Annotated in this window: 24 protein-coding genes; 5 read left to right on the top strand and 19 right to left on the bottom strand. The window is 33.0% G+C overall.

Going from position 1 to position 20,312, the window contains the following annotated elements:
* Nucleotides 1-6 precede the first annotated feature (6 nt).
* From J2X17_RS01275 to ruvC, 8 genes are all read right to left on the bottom strand, one after another.
* Nucleotides 7-717 (bottom strand): PH domain-containing protein, encoded by a 711-nt coding sequence (locus J2X17_RS01275; RefSeq protein WP_310293937.1) that lies wholly within the window; start codon nt 715-717, stop codon nt 7-9.
* A 102-nt stretch (nt 718-819) separates the two neighbouring features.
* Nucleotides 820-1,188: an MmcQ/YjbR family DNA-binding protein gene (locus J2X17_RS01270; protein WP_310293935.1), complete on the bottom strand. Its 369-nt coding sequence runs from the start codon at nt 1,186-1,188 to the stop codon at nt 820-822.
* An 88-nt stretch (nt 1,189-1,276) separates the two neighbouring features.
* On the bottom strand, nt 1,277-1,681 hold the full coding sequence (locus J2X17_RS01265; protein WP_310293932.1) for a GNAT family N-acetyltransferase: 405 nt from the start codon (nt 1,679-1,681) through the stop codon (nt 1,277-1,279).
* A gap of 90 nt (nt 1,682-1,771) precedes the next feature.
* Nucleotides 1,772-2,764, bottom strand: a complete 993-nt coding sequence (locus J2X17_RS01260) for a DUF4421 family protein (protein WP_310294679.1) — start codon at nt 2,762-2,764, stop codon at nt 1,772-1,774.
* A 108-nt stretch (nt 2,765-2,872) separates the two neighbouring features.
* Complete coding sequence (locus J2X17_RS01255; RefSeq protein WP_310293931.1) at nt 2,873-3,658, bottom strand: cyclase family protein; 786 nt, start codon at nt 3,656-3,658, stop codon at nt 2,873-2,875.
* A 77-nt stretch (nt 3,659-3,735) separates the two neighbouring features.
* On the bottom strand, nt 3,736-4,113 hold the full coding sequence (locus tag J2X17_RS01250; protein WP_310293929.1) for a GxxExxY protein: 378 nt from the start codon (nt 4,111-4,113) through the stop codon (nt 3,736-3,738).
* 127 nt (nt 4,114-4,240) lie between these two features.
* Nucleotides 4,241-5,374, bottom strand: a complete 1,134-nt coding sequence (gene hemW, locus J2X17_RS01245) for a radical SAM family heme chaperone HemW (RefSeq protein ID WP_310293927.1) — start codon at nt 5,372-5,374, stop codon at nt 4,241-4,243.
* Between the two features lie 151 nt (nt 5,375-5,525).
* A complete protein-coding gene (gene ruvC, locus J2X17_RS01240) occupies nt 5,526-6,080 on the bottom strand; it encodes a crossover junction endodeoxyribonuclease RuvC (RefSeq protein ID WP_035686340.1) in 555 nt (184 codons plus the stop codon).
* A gap of 143 nt (nt 6,081-6,223) precedes the next feature.
* Between ruvC and J2X17_RS01235 the strand changes: the two genes are divergently transcribed.
* Nucleotides 6,224-7,150 (top strand): hypothetical protein, encoded by a 927-nt coding sequence (locus J2X17_RS01235; RefSeq protein WP_310293924.1) that lies wholly within the window; start codon nt 6,224-6,226, stop codon nt 7,148-7,150.
* Entirely contained in the window at nt 7,147-8,250 is a 1,104-nt protein-coding gene (locus J2X17_RS01230) for a glycosyltransferase family 2 protein (protein WP_310293922.1), read from the top strand. Before J2X17_RS01235 ends, J2X17_RS01230 begins: the two co-directional genes overlap by 4 nt.
* A 247-nt stretch (nt 8,251-8,497) precedes the next feature.
* Here J2X17_RS01230 and J2X17_RS01225 read toward each other — a convergent pair whose 3' ends face one another.
* The gene (locus tag J2X17_RS01225; RefSeq protein ID WP_310293920.1) at nt 8,498-8,983 is read right to left on the bottom strand and encodes a hypothetical protein; all 486 of its coding nucleotides are present in this window, start codon (nt 8,981-8,983) and stop codon (nt 8,498-8,500) included.
* Between the two features lie 44 nt (nt 8,984-9,027).
* The gene (locus J2X17_RS01220; RefSeq protein ID WP_310293918.1) at nt 9,028-9,411 is read right to left on the bottom strand and encodes a hypothetical protein; all 384 of its coding nucleotides are present in this window, start codon (nt 9,409-9,411) and stop codon (nt 9,028-9,030) included.
* A gap of 47 nt (nt 9,412-9,458) precedes the next feature.
* On the opposite strand from J2X17_RS01220, the gene J2X17_RS01215 reads away from it, so the two are divergent.
* Nucleotides 9,459-9,959 carry a DUF456 domain-containing protein gene (locus J2X17_RS01215; protein ID WP_310293916.1) on the top strand — a complete coding sequence of 167 codons (501 nt, stop codon included), beginning with the start codon at nt 9,459-9,461 and terminating at the stop codon, nt 9,957-9,959.
* A gap of 280 nt (nt 9,960-10,239) precedes the next feature.
* Entirely contained in the window at nt 10,240-10,842 is a 603-nt protein-coding gene (locus tag J2X17_RS01210; RefSeq protein WP_310293915.1) for a DUF937 domain-containing protein, read from the top strand.
* Between the two features lie 62 nt (nt 10,843-10,904).
* On the opposite strand, the gene J2X17_RS01205 is transcribed toward J2X17_RS01210, so the two are convergent.
* The 5 genes from J2X17_RS01205 to J2X17_RS01185 all read right to left on the bottom strand — a co-directional run bounded on the left by J2X17_RS01205 (nt 10,905) and on the right by J2X17_RS01185 (nt 15,785).
* The gene (locus J2X17_RS01205) at nt 10,905-11,813 is read right to left on the bottom strand and encodes a pseudouridine synthase (RefSeq protein ID WP_310293913.1); all 909 of its coding nucleotides are present in this window, start codon (nt 11,811-11,813) and stop codon (nt 10,905-10,907) included.
* A 239-nt stretch (nt 11,814-12,052) separates the two neighbouring features.
* The gene (locus J2X17_RS01200; RefSeq protein WP_310293911.1) at nt 12,053-13,009 is read right to left on the bottom strand and encodes a geranylgeranylglycerol-phosphate geranylgeranyltransferase; all 957 of its coding nucleotides are present in this window, start codon (nt 13,007-13,009) and stop codon (nt 12,053-12,055) included.
* A 171-nt stretch (nt 13,010-13,180) separates the two neighbouring features.
* Nucleotides 13,181-14,119, bottom strand: coding sequence for a mevalonate kinase family protein (locus J2X17_RS01195; RefSeq protein ID WP_310293909.1), 939 nt, complete (start codon nt 14,117-14,119; stop codon nt 13,181-13,183).
* 307 nt (nt 14,120-14,426) lie between these two features.
* Complete coding sequence (locus tag J2X17_RS01190) at nt 14,427-14,645, bottom strand: hypothetical protein (RefSeq protein ID WP_310293908.1); 219 nt, start codon at nt 14,643-14,645, stop codon at nt 14,427-14,429.
* Between the two features lie 30 nt (nt 14,646-14,675).
* The gene (locus tag J2X17_RS01185; protein WP_310293906.1) at nt 14,676-15,785 is read right to left on the bottom strand and encodes a diphosphomevalonate decarboxylase; all 1,110 of its coding nucleotides are present in this window, start codon (nt 15,783-15,785) and stop codon (nt 14,676-14,678) included.
* A gap of 265 nt (nt 15,786-16,050) precedes the next feature.
* Between J2X17_RS01185 and J2X17_RS01180 the strand changes: the two genes are divergently transcribed.
* Complete coding sequence (locus J2X17_RS01180; protein WP_310293904.1) at nt 16,051-16,527, top strand: TspO/MBR family protein; 477 nt, start codon at nt 16,051-16,053, stop codon at nt 16,525-16,527.
* A 51-nt stretch (nt 16,528-16,578) separates the two neighbouring features.
* Here the strand turns inward: J2X17_RS01180 and J2X17_RS01175 are convergent, their stop codons facing one another.
* The 4 genes from J2X17_RS01175 to J2X17_RS01160 form a co-directional block, all read right to left on the bottom strand.
* Nucleotides 16,579-17,310, bottom strand: a complete 732-nt coding sequence (locus tag J2X17_RS01175; protein ID WP_310293903.1) for a hypothetical protein — start codon at nt 17,308-17,310, stop codon at nt 16,579-16,581.
* A 156-nt stretch (nt 17,311-17,466) separates the two neighbouring features.
* Nucleotides 17,467-18,114 (bottom strand): HAD family hydrolase, encoded by a 648-nt coding sequence (locus tag J2X17_RS01170; protein ID WP_310293901.1) that lies wholly within the window; start codon nt 18,112-18,114, stop codon nt 17,467-17,469.
* Nucleotides 18,115-18,118: 4 nt separating this feature from the next.
* Nucleotides 18,119-19,327, bottom strand: coding sequence for a BaiN/RdsA family NAD(P)/FAD-dependent oxidoreductase (locus J2X17_RS01165; RefSeq protein ID WP_310293899.1), 1,209 nt, complete (start codon nt 19,325-19,327; stop codon nt 18,119-18,121).
* 147 nt (nt 19,328-19,474) lie between these two features.
* Nucleotides 19,475-20,161 (bottom strand): glycerophosphodiester phosphodiesterase, encoded by a 687-nt coding sequence (locus J2X17_RS01160; protein WP_310293898.1) that lies wholly within the window; start codon nt 20,159-20,161, stop codon nt 19,475-19,477.
* Nucleotides 20,162-20,312 lie beyond the last annotated feature (151 nt).

The raw sequence follows: 20,312 nt of genomic DNA, 5'->3' as shown, positions 1-20,312 counted from the left end.
TAAGACTTACATATAATTTAATATCTCTTTTTTATACGAATCATATTCTCCCTGAAGGATCAATCCGTTGTCTAATAATTTTTTATAATTCTGTAATTTATCAAAAAGTTCCTCTTTCGATAATTCGCTTAATTTACGTTCTCCCGTTGAAGGTTGTGTTGGTTGAATTGGCTCAAAAGTCTCCGTGTAAGAAGGTGTTGTTGCCGGCATAATTTCAGCATAATTCATCACTTCCTCAGTTTCAACTTCTTCAACTGCTTCTTCTTCCTCTTCGTATTCTGGTTCAACAATTTCCTGAATAGGTGTTGCAGCTGTAACCGGGTTTTTCAAGATATCCAATTGTTCTTTGGCGTAAGTAAAAATCTTTCTTGCCTGAATTTTTGGAATATAATCTATCGAAGCCTGAATGTCAGTTTTTGTAGAAAAAGAAAACTCAGATCCTAAGATGTTTTCTTTTACAAAAGTACCTACAATTTCATCCCAGGTATAATCTGTAAAGTCCATTGAAAGTCCTAAATTTTTAGGTTTACAGATGATAATTCTTTTATTTGTCAATACAATACTATCAGGAAAAACAGTAATTGCAGGTTTTTTTTGAACTGCAATATATCCAACTTCTTCACCTTTCATCAATAAATCATTGAGTTTTGATGTGATTTTTTCAATCGCTTTTGGATCTTGTTCTTCGTTCAGAAATTTTTTAAATTGTTCTTTCATGTTTTTTGATAAGTTGCTAAATAACTGATTTGCTAAGTTTTTTGACTAACGTTACAAATGTAATGCCTAATTTTCTAATTGCTCCGCCTGTTCGGTAAAAAATTACCTCGGGGCGATAATTTCATTCTGAATTTTCTTTGTCAAACTTTTGAAAACCAATTCATACGAATGATCGATAAGTTCTTTTATAAAAGCGGTCGACAAAGTGCCATTCAGCGCAATAGTATTCCAATGCACTTTGCTCATATGAAAGCCCGGTTTTATTTCATCATATTCGGCTCGGAGCTCCTGCGCGCGTTCGGGATCGCATTTTAAATTGACAGAAGGTTCATTCTTTTCCCATTGCGACAAGGAAGATAAAGCAAACATTTTTCCACCTACTTTAAAAACTAAAGTATCTTCATCAAAAGGAAAATGTTCGCTGACACCTTTTTTCGAAAGACAATATTCGTAATACGTTTCTAGATTCATTTTTAAAATATAAAATTAAACACGAATAGCACAGATTTTCACTAATGTGGAAGCAAAAACTTCGTGTAAATTAGTGAAATTTGTGTTGTTAAATTTTCTTCTCCATCATTTTCTCGGGATGTTCCAAAGGTTTAAAACCGAATTTTTCATATAAGAAATGAGCATCGGTTGTGGCTAATCTCCAAATTTGAATGTTTTTCAAAAGCGGTTCATTCACCATCTTTTCAATCAAAATAGACGAATATCCTTTTCCACGGTGTTCTTCAGAAATAAAAACATCCATTACATACCCAAATACGACATAATCTGTAATAACGCGCGCGAAACCAATTTGTTTGTCGTTTAAGTAAATTCCAAAACAAACTGAAGCATCAATTGTAGTTTGTACTTCTTCGATAGTTCGGCCGGCTGCCCAATAAATATCTTTTAAAAAGTCCTGAATAAACGGAACGTCGAGTTTGTTTTTATCAGTAGAAACGGTAATTTGATTCATTTTTTTTGAATAGGTTCTGAGGTACTAAGGTTCTGAGGTACTAAGGAAACTTAGCTTCTTAGGATCTCAGAACCTTAGCAATTATTTTTACTACATTTTAATTTTCTCGTCAATTTTTTCTACGGGTTTTGCAATAAAACCGGGTGCTTTAAAACGGTAACCAAAATACAACAAACCATAAACTTTATCATTACTAATAATATTGTCTTTGTCCTCATTATAAGAGCTAACGCTGAAATTTAGGCTGGCACCAAAAAGTACTCGGTCCGAATTATATCCCATCTTAAGTCCGCCATCCAGATTTCTTGTAAAATAGGTGTCTTTCTCTATCGTTTCAACTCCGGCATCTCTACTTTTATCTTTCATAAATTTCACTCCAATGGATGGAGATAAATTGGGAGCCACATAAAAGTTTTTGTGGATAATAAAATTATAGTAATATCCCGCAGCGAGTTTAAGGTCAAATTCTTTTTGTTTGCCATCATAATCAGTTGCTTTCGACTTGATTGTATTGTAATTGTAAATCAACGAAGGAATAAAACTTCCGGCACTCTTTTTTTGCCATTCCATAAAAGAGGTAATACTTTTAAGTGAGAATTTAGGATTGAAAAGATATGAGGTCGACATTCCTAATTGCAAAGTCCTGAAATCGGGAAATTGAAGATAAGGATCTTTTCCTTCAACCCAATCCGGTGCAAAATCTTTCATATTGGCGACATAATATCCTTTTGTCTTACTATAATTGACCGTTTGAAACCAGCGTCCTAAAAAGAAACGAAAATTATAATCTGAAAAAGAAGATTTGCCTTTTAAATCTTCGTCTTTGTTCGTTCCAAAAAATTTTGGGTAAAAACCATAACTGAAACCAATAAATTTATAATCGATACTTAAAAATAATTTGTAACTACTATTGGTTTCCAAATCGAGATTTGCGCCATTTTTACTGTTCAATAAGTAATTGTCAGTTTGCGAACTCAAATTTGCCCGGATCATTATTTTATCTGGATAATAGATAAAATTGGCAGTATCTTTTTGATTTTCTTTTTGGCTGTATAAAGGTGTAAAACTGAGAAAAAAAATCATCACGAAAATACATAATCCAATAACATTATGATTTTTTCGGCTTGGGATTTGTCTCTTTAAAGGTCTCAATATAAGATTCTTAATCATTGATAATTATAAAACTACGGATTAATTGCCAATAATTTTATATAAAACTGGCTTACTTGGACTTGCATCATTTTCGAAAGAAGCAATTTGTAAGTTTAGTACATAATCTCCATCTTCAATTTCATCAGAAACAAAAATCATTTCGGTTATTGTAGCGTTGAGTCGTGCATCAGCATTTAATTGATGCGTATTTTTTACATTCCAAAACGCTTTATGAGCCAATAATTTGCCTTCGTCATGCTCTTTATCGACACTTGGTAAATCAATCAGTAGATGCTGAATTTCGCTTTCGCGGATGAAAGTCGCTGCTTCTTCAGATAAATAGGGCGGATTTGTATTAGAATATTTCCTCGATTTTTTCTCTTTTTGGTTTGGAAGTGTTCTGATAATTAAAGCTTGGTTTTTCATGCTGAGCGAAGTAGAAGCACTTGTTATATTGATCGCAGTCGAAATTTGATCTTTCGTAATAACGAAATCTTCACCAATCTTTTCAGGTTCAACCGTAATCAATTTGGCAAAAAAGAAAAATTGTTTTAAAGCTTGATTTATACTGTAAAAATCATTCGTTATATGTCCTAGACATTCCGTGTGCGTCCCGTGCCCATGCGGATTAAAGAAAATATTATTGAAATTCGTTGACGATTTCCCTTCCGAAACTTTTCCAATCCAATCTCCAAAAACTACGGGTTCTATGGCTGGTTTTTCAATATACCACGCAATCGGGTTTTCGTCTGTATTGGTTAAAGGAATTGAAATATCAATGGGTTTTGATAAGTCGATTTCGAAGTTGTTGATTTTTGCTAGCATGATTATTTAACCGCAAGGGTCGCTAAGGGTTTACGCAAGGTTCGCAAGGCTTATTTTTTTGTTTTTTAATTTAAAATCTATAGTTTGTTTACAACTCTTTTAATTCCGTTTTTTATCAAAATAACATTAAAATTAAGTAGTAAACCTAACTTGCAATCTGTTAATTTTAAATAAGTCAATAGTTGCGCAAAATGAATTTCATTTAAAGCATCAACTGATTTTATTTCCAAAATTAATTTATTTTCGATTATGATATCTAGTCGGTAACCAATTTCTAGTTTTATTTCATTGTAAATTAAGGGTAATGGTTTTTGTTTTTCAACTGTTAAGCCTGTCTTCTTTAACTCATAAAAGAGGCATTCTTCATAAGCACTTTCTAAAAGACCCGGTCCTAAAGTTTGATGAACTTTTAAAGCACAATCAAAAGCAATTCGGGATAGTTCATTCTCTGACATAAATAATTTTTATATATTTTAAGATTAGTAAAAATACAATTAAAATACAAAAAAATAAGATTATTCCTATGGTAAATTAGATTTCGCGAACTTTGCGTAAACCCTTAGCGAACCTTGCGGTTAAGTCTCATTCCAAATTTAAGTAAAACAGATCACTTGCAATTCCATCTGTCAGAAATTTTCCTTTTGCAGTTGGTTTTAAAATGTCATTTTCAATTGAAAGTAAATCATCGTTTAGGAATTTCTGACTTTGTTTTTGCAGATAATTTAAGTATTCCAAGCCAAATTCCTTTTCAATTATTTCTAATGAAACACCCCAAATCGTCCGCAATCCAGTCATAATATATTCATTATAACGATCCGATTTTGAAAGAACCTCAGTTTCAATCGGTAAAATATTTTCCTGAATCGATTTTAAATAAAGCGAATTATTAGCAATATTCCAGCCTCTTTTTTCGCCGTCATAACTATGTGCCGAAGGACCAATTCCGATATATTTCTTCCCAAGCCAATACGCCGAATTGTTTCTGGAGAAATAATTCTCTTTCCCGAAATTTGATAATTCATAATGAATAAAACCATTTTTTTGAAGGGTGTCGACCAAAATCATAAAGTGGTTTGAAGCTACTTCATCCTGTGGTTCAGCAATTTTTCCGGTATCAATTAGTTTTCTTAAAGCTGTTTTCGGTTCGACCGTTAAAGCGTAACTTGAAATATGCGGAATACCAAAACTCAAAGCCGTTTCAATATTTTGTTTCCACATTTCATCAGTTAATCCCGGAATTCCGTAAATCAAGTCGAGTGAAATATTATCAAAGTATTTGGTAGCTTGTTCTAAACATTTTTTGGCTTCCGCCGAATTATGAGCACGGTTCATCATTTTCAAATCGTCTTCATAAAAAGACTGAATCCCAATGCTTAAACGGTTTATCGGACTTTTAGACAATTCCAAAATTCGTTCTGAAGACAAATCATCCGGATTGGCTTCCAATGTAATCTCCGGATTTTCTGAGACTTTATAGTTTTTATAAACTTCAGAAATTAAAAAGTTTATTTCTTCATTTGCCAAAACAGAAGGAGTTCCCCCGCCGAAATAAATGGTTTCTACAACATCATTTTCGAACTCATTTTTACGCATGCCAATTTCTTTGGCCAAAGCCAAAACCATCTCCTCTTTCTTCTTCATCGAAGTCGAGAAATGAAAGTCACAATAATGACAAGCCTGCTTGCAAAAAGGAATGTGGATGTAGATACCGGACATTAATTAGATAATTAGATAATTAGATAATGTGATAATTAGATAATGAGAACGTTAGCCAAAAAAGGTATTAACAAATTAGAAAATTAAAATATGTACAATACAAGAATTATCTAATTTTCTAATTGGCACATTTTCTCATTTGCGGATTTTCTCATTTGCGGATTTTGTCTTCATTTTGTTTTACAAAAGCATCCCAACCCGAATAACTTTTACCGGCTACGATTTTTCCGGAATTAAAGAAATGACAAACTGCCGCTGCCAAACCATCTGTTGAATCCAGGTTCTTAGGCAATTCTTTTAAGCCTAAAAGTTGTTGGAGCATTTTGGCAACTTGTTCTTTACTGGCGTTTCCGTTTCCGGTAATCGCCATTTTTATCTTTTTAGGTTCGTATTCAGTAATTGGAATATCTCTCGAAAGTCCCGCTGCCATGGCAACGCCTTGTGCGCGACCTAGCTTTAGCATCGATTGAACGTTCTTTCCGAAGAAAGGAGCTTCAATTGCAATTTCGTCAGGATGATGCGTTTCGATTAATTCAATGGTACGTTCGAAAATGATTTTTAGTTTTTGGTAATGATTGTCATATTTGGACAATTGCAGTTCGTTTAACTGCAAAAACTCCATTTTTTTGTTGATGACTTTAATCAGTCCAAAACCCATAATTGTAGTTCCCGGGTCGATACCTAATATGATACGTTCTTTTGTCATTTTTATTTTGGTTACACAGAGTTTCACAAAGTCAGCGCAGAGCTTCACTGAGTTTATTTTTAATCTCTTTGTGTGTCTTTGTGGCTTCTTTGAGAATCTTTGTGAAATAGCTTTTTCGCAATAGTTTTGATTACTTTTGCGGCATGATTTCAATTCCACACAAAGCTAAGCAATTCCTAGTTCTTCTGATCAAACTTTTGATTGTAGGCGGTGCATTTTATTTTATTTACAATCAACTGGCGAATAACGATAAACTCGATTGGCAAAAGTTCATAGTATTGTTCCGAAAAAATCAATCCATTTTAGGAATTGGATTTATATTGCTTTTGAGTGTTTTGAATCGCTATTTTGAGATTTTAAAATGGCAGAATCTGGCCAAAGTCATTCATGAAATTTCTTTGGGAGAAGCCACAAAACAGGTTTTGGCAGCACTTACAGCCGGAATTTTTACGCCAAATGGAGTAGGAGAGTACGCCGGAAAAGCATTGTATTTTCAAAAATCAGAAGCAAAAAGAGTGGTTTTCCTGAATTTAATCTGCAACGGAATCCAAATGATCTTGACAGTGATTTTCGGAACAATCGGTCTATTATTTCTAGGATATTGGAAATGGGTTCTGGCAATAATCGCACTATCTTTTTTCCTGATTCTTTTTTCTTTCTTCTTAAAAAACATAAAAATCAAAGGATATTCAATTGAAAAGTTGATCCAGAAAATCAACGAAATTCCGAAGACGATTCATCGTAAAAATATTCTTTTAGGCATTTTAAGATATTTGGTTTTCTCGCATCAATATTACTTTTTGTTTTTGGCTTTTGATGTTCAGTTGCCTTATTTGACTTTGATTTCAACGATTGCGGTTGTTTACTTTTTAGCCTCTTCATTACCGACTTTTCAGTTTTTAGACTTTGCAGTAAAAGGAAGTGTAGCAGTTTATTTCTTCGGAATACTGCATGTAAACGAATGGATTGTCGTTTTTGTAACTACCTTAATGTGGTTTTTAAATGTAGTTTTACCAGTAGTTTGGGGAAGTTATTATGTGCTGAATTTTAAAACAAAAGCTGCCGAATGAGTTTGGCTTTATTCGTCATATTAAAAATTTATTTAATTAGCATTGGCTTGCTGATTTTTGGCTTTAGCCGAATAAAAAAGTATCAAAAGAAAGATTTAAAGCCACAAACGAGTTTTACCATTATTGTTCCGTTTCGTAATGAAGCAGAGAATCTTCCGAATCTTTTAAATAGCATTTCAAAACTAAATTATCCGACGGATTTATTTGAAGTTATTTTAGTAGATGATAGCTCTTTAGAAAAATTTCAAATTTTAAATTCCAAATTCCAAATAAGGATTGTTGATAATCTTCGGGTTTCAAATTCACCTAAAAAAGACGCCATTACAACAGCAATGCAGCATGTAAAAACCAATTGGGTTATTACAACAGATGCCGATTGTATTGTACCAGAAAATTGGCTTTTAACGTTCGATAATTATATTCAGGAAAATCAGGTTTCGATGCTGGCCGGAGCGGTTTCGTATGCGTGTAAGAATTCATTTTTGCATCATTTTCAGCAGTTGGATTTAACAAGTCTGCAAGGCGCGACCATTGGAAGTTTTGGACTCGATCGTGCTTTTATGTGCAACGGGGCAAATTTTGCGTACACAAAATCATTGTTCGAAAAACTAAATGGATTTGAAGGAAACAATATAATTGCCAGCGGCGATGATGTTTTTTTACTGCAAAAAGCCGTTGAAAGATTCCCAAAAGAAGTTCATTATTTAAAAGCTGAAGAAGCAATTGTAATAACCAAACCTACTGAAAACTGGAAAGACTTATTTTATCAGAGAGTGCGTTGGGCCGCCAAAACAAGTTCGTACGAAAGCAGTTTCGGCAAATATTTAGGTATGATTGTTTTCTTCGGAAATTTAAGTTTTGTAATTGGCTTTTTCTTTTTCCTTTTCGGAATTTGGTCATATCCAATTTTTGTTTTGTTTGCCTTTTTAAAATTCTTAATTGATTTTGTTTTACTTTACAAAACCAATCAATTTTTGACAAGAACTAAGATAAAAAGCCTGTTTTTGAGCAGTTTGTTTTACCCTTTTTTTAGTTCGGCTGTGGCTTTGTACAGTTTGGTTGGGAGTTATGAGTGGAAGGGGAGAAGGTTTGAAAAATAAATTCCAAAAAATAAATTCCAAATTCCAATAGAATAAGAGCACAAACTTGATATCCCTCGTCCCTCCGGATGACAAACAAAACTGTAAAACTTTCTTATGAAAATGAGTGCCCTAGCCCCGATAGTAGTGAAAATCCTTTTGTTGCCGCGACAGCGGATACAAAAGATTGAAACGGATAGCGGGAATAGCTCCTTAAAAATTCCAAAACTACATAATTGACTTACATCACTTATATGGTAGAAAAAAATTATTCTTTTACTTTTTCCTTAATAATTACAGGCAGAATAAATTGCGTTTTTACGGGAATTCCTCTTTTAATCGCAGGATTTACTTTTGGAAAATCGACAAGACGCGCGTGTAAAATGCTGTCGATTTTAATGGTATCATAAGCCACAGAATCCTTAGGGAATTGCGGTTCGAATTTCATTGTCGCATTAGGAAAAACAGTCACTTTTACTGCAATAGTATCCAATTCAGGATACAATATGGAAAGTGTATCAACATCCAGTTTTTCCTGAATAAGCTGTGCCATAACCTGAAAAAAACATTGTTGACGCTGTTTTTTGTCGGCAATTTTTTCGCAATCAACTACAGATGGATATTCGTCAACTTCTTTCCAGTTGATTGCTTTTAATTCTTTTTGTAGTAACTCTTTTTCAGAAGGAACCTGCTTGTCAAAATATTGACAAGAATTGAAAATTATAAAAACTAAAAAAAGGGAAAACTGCTTCAATTTTTTGATGTTGATTTTGAACTTATTATGATATAAAAATACAATTATTTTTTTTGGGAAGCTTTGTATTGCAAATAATCTTCATAGCTTTCAGAAAGCCATTGTTCTTTATTTTGAGCTGCAACTTCTTTTTGTTCAGGATATAAATGCGCTAACCGATCTGAAAAAGTGGCAATCTGAACGGTATAATTAAAAAACTCGGTTTTAGTCATCATAATATTCGGATCATTTTTACGCTCAAAAAATTCAAAGAAAAGGGCATCAAAATCCTTCATAGAGAAATTTAAAACTTTTTTCTTATTACTTTTATAAATACTGTCCTGAAGCAATTGATCGTCGACAGAGAGTTTTTTAACTTGTGCGTATGAATTAGGATTGATCAAAAGGATCAAGAAACAAATAAAAAATAATTTTAAGAGTCTATGCATTGTCTAATTTTTCTGACGGAGTGGACTACAAATTTACAAAAAAATATATGGATTTACTACTCTTACTTCTTGGTTTTATCTGCATGATTGTTGGTGTTTTTGGTAGCTTTTTGCCTGTTTTGCCAGGCTTGTCAAGTTGTTGGCTTGGTTTGTTGCTTTTGTACTTGACAAAGGCGGTCGAAAATAATTATTGGATGTTGGGTATTACACTTTTGATAACCATAATAATCACAATTCTCGATTATGTAATTCCTGCAAAAGGGACTAAAAAATTTGGCGGAAGTTCGTACGGTGTCTGGGGAACAAATATTGGTTTAGTGGTCGGAATTTTAGCTCCAATTCCGTTTGGTGTAATTATCGGGCCTTTTGTTGGAGCCTTCGTAGGCGAGTTAATTTACGATTCAAAAAATCATAAAAGAGCCTTGAAAGCTGCGACCGGTTCTTTGCTGGGTTTTCTTGCATCTAGTTTTATAAATTTTGTTTTTTGTATTATTTTTCTAGGTATTTTTCTACATCTCACATGGGAATATCGAACAATATTATTTTAATTGTATAACATGCATTTAAGTTTTTTCTTATAATAATAAGTTTTGGAATGGATCCTTAATTTTTCATAAATTTTTTTTTCAGCTGGTTTGATTACGAAAGGGTTATGTTTGTTGGGACTCAACAATTTTTAGTTTTAAAACTGTTTAATGCCTTTATTAAATTTTTAACTTAATCTTTGGAAATGTTAAAATATTTTATATTTTTATCCTGATAAACGATAAAAACGCCCCTTTTATCGATTATTTTGAATTAATTTAAATAATTTTAAATAAATTAACTATGACTCCTAACCTACAAATTGAACTTAGACGTTTTATTTCTTCTAATGTTGTTTCAAAGTTAAACAAGTTTTATTTTGAAAATGATGCACTTTTAATCAAAGGAATCGATGTTTCGATTGGAACAATTTTAATGGGTTTGTATAACAGGGCCGAGGAGTCGGGTTTTTATAAAGAACTAATAAAATTAATTGAAGAAGATTCTACTTTTTATCAGGAAGTTGATTTTGCTTCTGGCCGAATTTTATCAGTGGATGATTGTTACCGTTTAGAAGGAAATGCATTATTGAAAGAAATTTTTACAGAGAAAAAAGGAAGAATTTCAGAAATGATTTCAAATGAAGTCGGAATCAAAAGCGAAACAGCAAGGGAAATTCTTAACTTCTCAGCACTTCTGGTAGTTTCGTATCTTAAAAATAATTTGCAATTATTAGACAGTTTAAAATTATTGCTGGAAGAGCAAAAAAGAGAGATTTTAAACAGTATCCAGCCCGGAATTAAAATTATCTTAGGTTTTACCTGTTACGAAGTTGTCGAAGACAAAAACCAATCCATGGGAAGATCAATTTTCACACTTTTTGGACACAATTTTTTCAGTTTCTAAAATAAAAAATCCCATCTTACCAAAGTAAAACAGGATTTATATTCTTGAATTTGAGTCGTTTATTAAACGTTTTTCAAATTAATGATTTCTTGATCTGTCAAGAAACGCCAGTTACCTCTAGGTAAATTCTTTTTGGTCAAACCAGCAAAAGAAACACGATCTATACGTAAAACATCATAGTCAAAGTTTTCGAAAATAGCACGAACCACTTTTACATTAGATGAACGTAATTTAAGGCCAACTTCGCTCTTAGGTTCATTATCAATATAACTTACTTCTTCAACAAACACACGGTGTCCGTCAAGAACTAAACCTTTGCTGATTTTTTCTAAATCCTCAAATTTTAAGTTTTTATCTAATGAAACCTGGTAAATTTTAGACGATTTCTGACTCGGTAAAGTAAATTTACGAATCATATCAGTGTCGTTTGTAAACAACAACAAACCAGTTGTATTTTTGTCCATTCTTCCAATCGGAGCAATTTTTGCCGTGGTAGAACCGCGAACAAGTTCCAGAACATTACGATATTCCTGACCTTCGTCAAGTGCTGTTGTAAAGTTTTTAGGTTTGTTCAGTAAGATGTATTCTTTCTTTTCAGGAGTTAAAGTAACACCATCAAAATTCACAACATCGTTTAATTTTACTAAATAACCCATTTCAGTAACCGGCACGCCATTTACTTTAACGTTTCCAGACTGGATGTATATATCGGCATCACGACGCGAGCAAACACCTGAATTAGAGATGTATTTGTTCAGACGAATTTCGTCTGCAGCTTTTTGTCTCTTCGGAGCCTGATTCTGTTTTTTAATTTTTTCCGCTTTTTCTTCTTCAGCAGCTTTCACAGCTGGTTTCACTTTTTTTGGCCCTTGCGCACGCTTCGCCATAGGAGGTTTTGGCTTGCTAGAGTTTGATCTCGAGCTGTTTGGTCTCGAACCGCCTCTTTTATTATTGCCTTCCTTATTGTTCATAAATTCTGTAATTTGTGCAAAGATAGTTTATTCTTGCTAAATAATCTTAAGTTCATTGTTCTTAGATTAATAGCTTTCATTTTTTGGAGTTTTAAAGAGTCGTAATTGGCTTTTTTAGTCATTTTGAATTGTTGTTATTTCACAGAGATTCACGGAGTTCACACAGAGATTCGCAAAGTTTTTAAAAGAGCTTTGTGAATCTTCGCGAAATCTTCGTGAATCTCTGTGAAATAACTTTCCTAGAATCGGGATATTAAATTCTTCCCGTGCCACAAAACACTCGGGTTAATCAAAACAATGCAAAAAACGCCCGACACAATCAGGAATTTCAAAACATTGTGAAGCAGTAAATATTGTTCCTTCGAATTAGATCTCCATAAATAAATCAGAAAAAAAAGTAAAACGCCAAAACAAACATAGAAGTAAATGTCCATATAGCCAACATCATAAATATTGATCAAAACATAAACCGGAAGTACTGTCAAAATAGTCAAAACAGTAATAATTTGCTTCGAAGTCGTTTCGTTATAAAGTATTGGGATCGTTCTGTAATTGTTTGCCAAGTCGCCTTTTAAGTTTTCTAAATCCTTTATCATTTCCCGAATCAGCAGTAACAAAAACAAGAAGACCGCATGTGCCGAAATAACCATAAAATGACTCATATGATCTTCAATGTCTTCAAACGAAATCTTATTATAGAAGTAAAGCAGTATTGCAAAAAATGGAATAACCGCCATAAAAGCCGCCATTAGATTGCCGACAATTGGAAGTTTTTTGACTTTATGCGAATAGAACCATATCAGAAAAATATAAGCCGAAAAGAATAAGAAAGCACGCCAGGAAACAATCAGTGCCATTAAAACGGCAAGGAAATTCAAAGTAAAATAAACTGTCAATTTCGTTTTCTGACTCACCAAACGGTCCAGCATTGATTTGTTTGGTCGATTAATTAAGTCTTTCTGACTGTCGTAAAAATTATTGATGATATATCCTGAAGCAATCGTAATCGCTGAAGCAAAAACAATCAAAAATAAATTAAAATCAAGTAAAATGTCGAGAGCCCTTTTTTCTGGAGCCAAAATAAAAATAGCCGATAAATATTGCGCCAGAACAATTATAGGAATGTTGTAACCCCTTACGACAGAGAACAAACTAACAATTTTCATTACTAAAAGTTTGTGCTGTCTGCTTAACATTTTTTGATTTAAGTTTGGGATTTTGACGTAATTTAAGATTTTTTGCCGAAGCCGCCGTTCAATCAAAGTTAATTTAACAGTTCATTAATGCTTATCATTCATCCTAAAAATGGCTTTATTAATTTTTAGAAGGATAATTTTAAATTAAACCGTTCGAAATGAATTTGATTTCTAGAACTGATAAACCACTTCAAGTTTATAATCTTTCAAAGAAGCTTTTGCACGTTCAAGATCTTCAGTAAAACCTAGGATATAACCACCGCCGCCAGAGCCACAAAGTTTTAAATAATAATCATTTGTGTCAATTCCGTTTTGCCAGATTCCGTGAAATTGTTCGGGAATCATTGGTTTGAAATTATTCAATACCACTTTAGAAAGTTTTTTGGTATTGGTAAATAAGGATTTCATGTCACCGTGTAAAAAGTTTTCTACGCAGGCATCCGTATATTTTACAAATTGATTTTTAAGCATCGTACGGAAACCTTTGTCTTTCAGGTTTTCCATGAAAATGTTCACCATTGGAGCCGTTTCGCCTACAATTCCTGAATCTAATAAAAACACAGCACCTTTTCCGTCAAAACTCTGAGTCGGAATTCCTGTTGCTTCAATATTATCTTTAGAATTAATTAAAATCGGAATACTCAAATAACTGTTTAGCGGATCTAAACCAGAACTTTTTCCGTGGAAAAAACTCTCCATTTGAGAAAATATATTTTTTAATTGTAACAGTTTTTCACGGGTTAAATTCTCTAAAACTGTTATTTTGTGAGTAGCGTATTTATCGTAAATCGCAGCAACCAACGCACCGCTGCTTCCAACGCCGTAACCTTGCGGAATACTAGAATCGAAATACATTCCGGTTTCAACATCGTTTTTTAAAGCTGCCAAATCAAAAGCAACCAATTCAGGTTGTTCTGTTTGTAAAGTTTCAAGGTAAGATGTAAAACGTTTTAAACTTGCGTTTGATGCTATTGCTTCTGCCGAAGGATCTTCGATTTTCTTCAAAGCACCGTTGTAAAAATTATAAGGAATAGAAAGTCCTTTAGAGTCGCGGATGATTCCGTATTCTCCAAAGAGTAATATTTTTGAGTAAAATAATGGTCCTTTCATGTTTATTTTATGTCTTTCTTTATTTTATTTGGGTCTTGTCTTGTGTCGAAAATGGTGTGAATTCTAATTTCATTTGAACCAAAACTATACAAGAAACTTGATTGTTTTGTAATTACACATTTTCGATATTTTTTATTTACTGATGATTTCGGAAAAATTTCAGAATTCATGCTGATTATTGAAACTGCTTTTTGAAATTTAATTAGAAATATATCCTTTGATTTTTTAGACCATCTTACTTCAATAAAATTTAAAACAGTCTCTAAATTCTTCTCAGCTGTTTTTGAAATATTTACTTTTAGATTCACTACTTGTATTTTTTCATCACATCTTCAAAGCTTGTAAATTCTCCTTTTTCAAATTCTAATTCACTTTGAGCAATATCTTCTTTTTGGGCCTCAGTCAAATCATCCCACCAATCTTTCTTCTTTTTGGTTAACAATTTTTTGACCGCCAAAATGATTGAAAGGTCATTTGTACCTTCCAGAATATCTATCACTTCACGTTTTTCTAATTGAATGTCCATAATCAAAATTTTAATTAAAGATACGGAAAATTATAATGCAATTGATCCTTCTCCAATTTGGTCACAAATGTACTGACCATTCTGGCAAAATACAACTAATTCGTCCTGAATAAACTGCAGTACTTTTTCGCTAACGTTTTCGGGATATAAAACGTGAACATTTGCTCCTGCATCCAGCGTAAAACAAACCGGAATCTGGGTTTCGTTTCTGAATTTCCAAATCGCATTGATGATTTGCAAAGTATTTGGTTTCATCAAAATAAAATACGGCATTGAAGTCATCATCATGGCGTGTAAAGTCAAAGCTTCACTTTCGACCACTTTAATGAATTCTTCGAGATTTCCATTTTCAAAAATAGCAATCAACTGATCCAGATTTTCATGTGCTTGCGCAAAACGTCTCTCTGCATACGGATGATTGTGCATCAAATCGTGACCAACAGTGCTCGAAACCTGTTTTTCGCCTTTGTCAACCAATAAAATTGTGTCTTGATAATTCTTGAAATTTTCATGGATAGCATAAGGAAATTCAACTCCAAACAAATCTGAACTTCCTTCAATATTTGCCTGATTTCCCCAAACCACAACATTTCCTTTTACACTTCGGCAAGCACTTCCAGAGCCTAAACGTGCTAAAAATGATGCTTTTTGGTAGAAATAATCTTCTGTCATTTCTGGATTCAAAACTTTTTCTAAACTCATGAAATTCATCGCCAAAGCCGCCATTCCAGATGCAGAAGAAGCAATTCCGGAACTGTGCGGAAAAGTATTTTGAGTATCAATCGTAAAATGATAATCTTTCAAAAAAGGCAAATAAACTTCAATTCGCTCTAAAAACTTCTGAATTTTTGGCTTGAAATCTTCTTTTGGTTTTCCTTCAAATAATAAATCAAATGAAAACTCGCTTGTCTTGCTGAGCGATCCCGAAATTTCGGGAGAAGCATTTTTCTTAAAACCTAATTTCGTAATCGTTTTACAATTACTCAACGTAAAACTCACGGAAGGATTTGCCGGAATTTGATTGTCTTTTTTCCCCCAATATTTCACTAATGCGATATTGCTGGGAGCGCTCCACTCAAAGTTTCCGTTTTCGATTGTAGAAGTATATTTTTTAGGAATAAAATCGGCTGCTGTAAACATGAAATATAAATTTTGGCAAAGATAGTTTTTAAAATATTTCACCATATAAGTTATGTAAGTAAATTTAAGTTGTTTAGAGTGTTTTTAAATCATATAAGTTAAAAGAAAGCTCTAAGAATTCAATTTATGGAATAATCAATTAGAGTTTATATCTAATATGTTCTAAGATGATAAAGTATTTTTCAGTTAAGTTAAAATGAACTTACATCTCTTATATGGTTTAAACTATCTTTTTAGTTATTTTTGGATAAAAAAAGAAACAAAAATGAACAAAATAATACGAATCGCAATAGCTGTAATCGTTTGTTTAGCAGTTGGATATTCATCCTCTACTTTTACAAAGGAAGGAGTAGAGACTTGGTATCCAACGATTTTAAAACCAAGTTTTAATCCGCCAAATTGGGTTTTTATGCCAGTTTGGACCTTACTTTTTATTTTGATGGGCGTTGCTGCCGGATTAGTTTGGGATAAAATAAAAGAGCAAAATGAAGAAGTGAAAAAAGCGTTGGGTTTCTTTTTAGCTCAATTAATTCTGAATGCCGTTTGGTCGTATATTTTCTTCGGATTAAAAAATCCAATGTTGGCTCTAATCGAAATTGTGCTTTTATGGCTGATAATCTATGAAACCTATTTGAAATTCACCAAAATCAATAAAACGGCAGGTTATTTATTGATTCCATATTTGGCTTGGGTGGCTTTTGCAGGGATTTTGAATGCCAGTATTTGGTGGTTGAATCGATAAAAGGTTAGTTTCAGGTTTCAGGTTTTTTTAGTTTCAGGTTTAATTATGCTTTTAGTTTTTTAGTTCTGTTTTTAATTTTTTAAACGCTTCACTTTTAGCAGTTAAAAAATCCATTGTCGCCAAAATATTGGGATGCTCTAATAGCGTTTTAGATTTCGGATCAGCATCGCAGAATTGGAGAAATAGCTCTTTTTCTTCAGAAGTTAATTTTAAGTCTTTTGTAAAAAAAGTTTCAGGGATTGTAGTGATTATAAGTTTTTTAAAATCGATTTCCGGAATTTTCTTTTTAGGTTCTTCTTCTTTTTTGAATAAATCAGAAATTAGAGTCCCAACTGCTATAAAATTTACACCATTTGCAATAGTTCCATCATAAACTCCAGTATATTTTTGCAAAGATGGAGACGGTATTACAGTTGAACCTTCGTCAGCAGCGCCTACATGAGGAAATTTTATTTTTGTTATTACTACTTCATCTAATTCTTCTGGCTTTAAAATCATATTAACCACAAGATTATTAGTTTCAATATTTTGAGATGTTACTTTTAATCTTGAAAAGAAATAATCTTTAGAAAAGAATATCAAACTGTCTTTGACATTTACCAAGATAGAAAATTCTCCCAAAGCATTTGTTGTCGTACTTGTTTTGGCTGTTTTATTAATGACCTCAACATCCTGAAGAACTAAATTTTGAGAAACAACTTTTCCGTGAAGTAATTTTTCTGTTTGAGAAACAGAAAGCTGGTAAGTGAAAAAAGAAATTGTGGTAAGTAATTTTACTTTCATCTAATGGTATTTAGCTGATAGTAAAATTATTAGAATTGTCTTAACGAAAACTTAGCGAATCTGTAAATTCTTGTTAATTCGATTTTGTGGGGTTTTCAGTCACAGTCGCAGTTTTAAGTTGCAAGTCTGTGACTGAAAACTGCGACTGAAAACTTTCTACAATATTTCAATTAAATCTAAAGGTGTATTTATGACCAATTTTGCGCCACTTGCGATTAATTCATCTTCAGTTCTATAACCCCATGAAACACCAAGAGGAAACATATTGGCGTTAGTTGCCGTTAACATATCAATATCGGAGTCGCCTATAAAAATAATTTCTTCTGTTTTTAAATTCCAGTTTTTGCTTATTTCTATTGCTTCAAACGGATTAGGTTTTTTAAGTGCTTCAGTGCTTAAACCAACTGCAGTATTAAAATAATCCGGGAATATTTCTGATGCGATCTTTTTGGTAAGTTCGTCGGCTTTGTTTGAAAAAACAGCTAATTTAATATCTCTCGAAACTAAATTATCCAGCAATTCAACAATTCCTGCATAAGGTTTTGTTTTCAGCGTACAAATTTCACGATATTCTGCAATCATATTTTGGAAACAGACTTCGATTTCATCCTCAGAATTGTTTGATACAGGCAAAGCTTTACTTACCAAATTTCGCAATCCGCTACCAATAAAATATTGATAAGCATCGTAAGTATGGGTTGGATAATTTAGATTGGTAAGAACATTATTCATGGCGTCTGAAATGTCTTCTAATGAATTCACTAAAGTTCCGTCTAAATCAAAAATAATTCCTTTGTATTTCATTCTTTTAAATATTATTGGCCAAAATAAATCCGCTTGTCCACGCATTCTGAAAATTAAAACCTCCGGTAATGGCGTCAATATTTACAATTTCGCCGGCAAAATAAAGATTTTGATGCAGTTTGCTTTCCATGGTTTTAAAGTTGATTTCTTTTAAATCGATTCCACCTGCAGTTACAAATTCTTCTTTAAAAGTGCTTTTTCCGTTTACCTGAAATTTTGCTTTTGTCAATTGACCAGCTAAGTTTTGTAATTGAATTTTAGATAAATCAGCCCATTTTGTTTCAGCTTCAATTTCAGAAGCTAAAACCAAACTTTCCCACAAACGATTTGGAAAGTCAAACGGAGATTTTTTTGAAACTGCTTTTTTAGCATGTTCCTGTTTTAAGTCTTTTAGGATTTTCGCGGCATCTTCAGTATCAACGTCATTTAACCAATTGACGAAAATCGTAAACTGATAATTTTTGTCGAATAAAATGCGGGCACCCCAGGCTGAAAGCTTTAGAATTGCTGGACCACTCATTCCCCAATGTGTGATTAATAAAGGTCCGGTGGATTCTAGTTTGGTATCTTTTACGTTAACGGTAACTTGTGCCGCAACGCCGGGCAATTCCTTAATTCTTGGATCTTTAATGTTGAAAGTAAACAAGGAAGGAACCGGACTCACAATAGCGTGCCCTTTCTCTTGAAGCATTTCCCAAATTTTAGGATTGCTTCCGGTTGCCATAACTAATTTTTCGGCAATAAATTTATCGTTTTGTGTGTCGATTTTCCAATGATTTTCAGCTTTGTAAATCGATTGTACACTTTGGCCTGTCAAAACTTTGATGCCCAATTTTTCGGTTGCTTTTAAGAAACAATCGATTATAGTTTGTGAAGAATTAGAAACAGGAAACATTCTGCCGTCGTCTTCAATTTTTAATTCAACACCATGTTTTTCGAACCATTCAATTGTATCTCCTGAACAAAATTGATGAAAAGGACCGCGAAGTTCTTTTTCGCCACGGGGATAAAATTTAACCAATTCGTTCGGTTCAAAACAAGCATGCGTTACGTTGCATCTTCCGCCACCAGAGACGCGAACTTTAGAAAGTACTTCTTTTCCTCTTTCTAAAATGGCAATTTTCAGTTTAGGATTTTTCTCTGCAATATTTATCGCTGTAAAAAATCCTGCAGCGCCTCCGCCAACAATTAGGATATCGAAATTTTGAATCATATTTTTTGGATTGCCATTTTTTTTTGCCACGAATTCCACGAATTTGCACCAATTTTTCTTTTGGCTTTTGTAATTTTTTGCCACAGATTTCACAAATTTAAATGATTAAAAATCTGTGTTAATCTGTGAAATCTGTGGCTATATTTTTTATATTTTATCTGGAAAATCAGTAATGATTCCTTCTACTTTATAGCTTTTTATTTTTTGAATGTCTTCTTCAATATTTACTGTCCAGGGTAAAACTAGAAATCCTTTTTCTTGTATTTCTTTTGTGTTTTCCTCATTCAGTAAATGATAATAAGGATGAATGGCTTTTGCTTTTATTGTTTCGGCGAAAGCCAAAGCTAAATTCAGATCCGTTTCTGTTAATACACCAATTGGGATATTTTGATTTAAATCATGAACATGTTGCAAGGCACTCCAATCAAAACTCGAGACAATGAAATGCTCGTATTTCCAATTTTTCTCTGAAACATATTCTTCAATTAATGTAGAGACGTACTGCAGTGCGTCTTTACTTTTCAATTCGATATTAATGAAACATTTTTTGTTTACCAGATCAAAAACTTCATTTAAAGTTGGAATTTCATGCTTTCCATTAATCAAAAACGATTTTAACTCCGGCAAAGATAAGGTATTTACAAAACCTTTTCCATTGGTCATTTTGTCGATGGTTTCGTCGTGAATTACGATTATGTGCCCGTCAACGCTTAAGTGAACGTCGAGTTCGATTCCGTCAGCATTGAGGTCTAATGCTTTTTGGAAGGCCTGTAAAGTATTCTCGGGTTCGTAGCCTTTGGCACCGCGATGTGCAATCTTGAGCATTTTGTTCATTTCATGAAGGTTCAGAGGTGCAAAGGTACAAAGGCTCAAAGAAAGAAAACAATTGTTCTTCAACTTTCCAATTTAAAATAATAGCCACAGATTAAAAGATTAAAATGATTTTTTAAATCTGTGTTAATCTTTTAATCTGTGGCTAAAAAAT

Source organism: Flavobacterium aquidurense, assembly GCF_031458035.1.
GTDB classification, from domain to species: domain Bacteria; phylum Bacteroidota; class Bacteroidia; order Flavobacteriales; family Flavobacteriaceae; genus Flavobacterium; species Flavobacterium aquidurense_C.
The sequence above is the reverse complement of the archived record's forward strand: the minus strand, read 5'-3'. Positions and strand labels throughout refer to the sequence as shown.

Excerpts from the sequence above, each read along its gene's own strand:
- J2X17_RS01275 (WP_310293937.1), bottom strand. The coding sequence starts at position 717 with ATGAAAGAACAATTTAAAAAATTTCTGAACGAAGAACAAGATCCAAAA.
- J2X17_RS01270 (WP_310293935.1), bottom strand. The coding sequence starts at position 1,188 with ATGAATCTAGAAACGTATTACGAATATTGTCTTTCGAAAAAAGGTGTC.
- J2X17_RS01265 (WP_310293932.1), bottom strand. The coding sequence starts at position 1,681 with ATGAATCAAATTACCGTTTCTACTGATAAAAACAAACTCGACGTTCCG.
- J2X17_RS01260 (WP_310294679.1), bottom strand. The coding sequence starts at position 2,764 with ATGATTTTTTTTCTCAGTTTTACACCTTTATACAGCCAAAAAGAAAAT.
- J2X17_RS01255 (WP_310293931.1), bottom strand. The coding sequence starts at position 3,658 with ATGCTAGCAAAAATCAACAACTTCGAAATCGACTTATCAAAACCCATT.
- J2X17_RS01250 (WP_310293929.1), bottom strand. The coding sequence starts at position 4,113 with ATGTCAGAGAATGAACTATCCCGAATTGCTTTTGATTGTGCTTTAAAA.
- hemW (WP_310293927.1), bottom strand. The coding sequence starts at position 5,374 with ATGTCCGGTATCTACATCCACATTCCTTTTTGCAAGCAGGCTTGTCAT.
- ruvC (WP_035686340.1), bottom strand. The coding sequence starts at position 6,080 with ATGACAAAAGAACGTATCATATTAGGTATCGACCCGGGAACTACAATT.
- J2X17_RS01235 (WP_310293924.1), top strand. The coding sequence starts at position 6,224 with ATGATTTCAATTCCACACAAAGCTAAGCAATTCCTAGTTCTTCTGATC.
- J2X17_RS01230 (WP_310293922.1), top strand. The coding sequence starts at position 7,147 with ATGAGTTTGGCTTTATTCGTCATATTAAAAATTTATTTAATTAGCATT.
- J2X17_RS01220 (WP_310293918.1), bottom strand. The coding sequence starts at position 9,411 with ATGCATAGACTCTTAAAATTATTTTTTATTTGTTTCTTGATCCTTTTG.
- J2X17_RS01215 (WP_310293916.1), top strand. The coding sequence starts at position 9,459 with ATGGATTTACTACTCTTACTTCTTGGTTTTATCTGCATGATTGTTGGT.
- J2X17_RS01210 (WP_310293915.1), top strand. The coding sequence starts at position 10,240 with ATGACTCCTAACCTACAAATTGAACTTAGACGTTTTATTTCTTCTAAT.
- J2X17_RS01205 (WP_310293913.1), bottom strand. The coding sequence starts at position 11,813 with ATGAACAATAAGGAAGGCAATAATAAAAGAGGCGGTTCGAGACCAAAC.
- J2X17_RS01200 (WP_310293911.1), bottom strand. The coding sequence starts at position 13,009 with ATGTTAAGCAGACAGCACAAACTTTTAGTAATGAAAATTGTTAGTTTG.
- J2X17_RS01195 (WP_310293909.1), bottom strand. The coding sequence starts at position 14,119 with ATGAAAGGACCATTATTTTACTCAAAAATATTACTCTTTGGAGAATAC.
- J2X17_RS01190 (WP_310293908.1), bottom strand. The coding sequence starts at position 14,645 with ATGGACATTCAATTAGAAAAACGTGAAGTGATAGATATTCTGGAAGGT.
- J2X17_RS01185 (WP_310293906.1), bottom strand. The coding sequence starts at position 15,785 with ATGTTTACAGCAGCCGATTTTATTCCTAAAAAATATACTTCTACAATC.
- J2X17_RS01180 (WP_310293904.1), top strand. The coding sequence starts at position 16,051 with ATGAACAAAATAATACGAATCGCAATAGCTGTAATCGTTTGTTTAGCA.
- J2X17_RS01175 (WP_310293903.1), bottom strand. The coding sequence starts at position 17,310 with ATGAAAGTAAAATTACTTACCACAATTTCTTTTTTCACTTACCAGCTT.
- J2X17_RS01170 (WP_310293901.1), bottom strand. The coding sequence starts at position 18,114 with ATGAAATACAAAGGAATTATTTTTGATTTAGACGGAACTTTAGTGAAT.
- J2X17_RS01165 (WP_310293899.1), bottom strand. The coding sequence starts at position 19,327 with ATGATTCAAAATTTCGATATCCTAATTGTTGGCGGAGGCGCTGCAGGA.
- J2X17_RS01160 (WP_310293898.1), bottom strand. The coding sequence starts at position 20,161 with ATGAACAAAATGCTCAAGATTGCACATCGCGGTGCCAAAGGCTACGAA.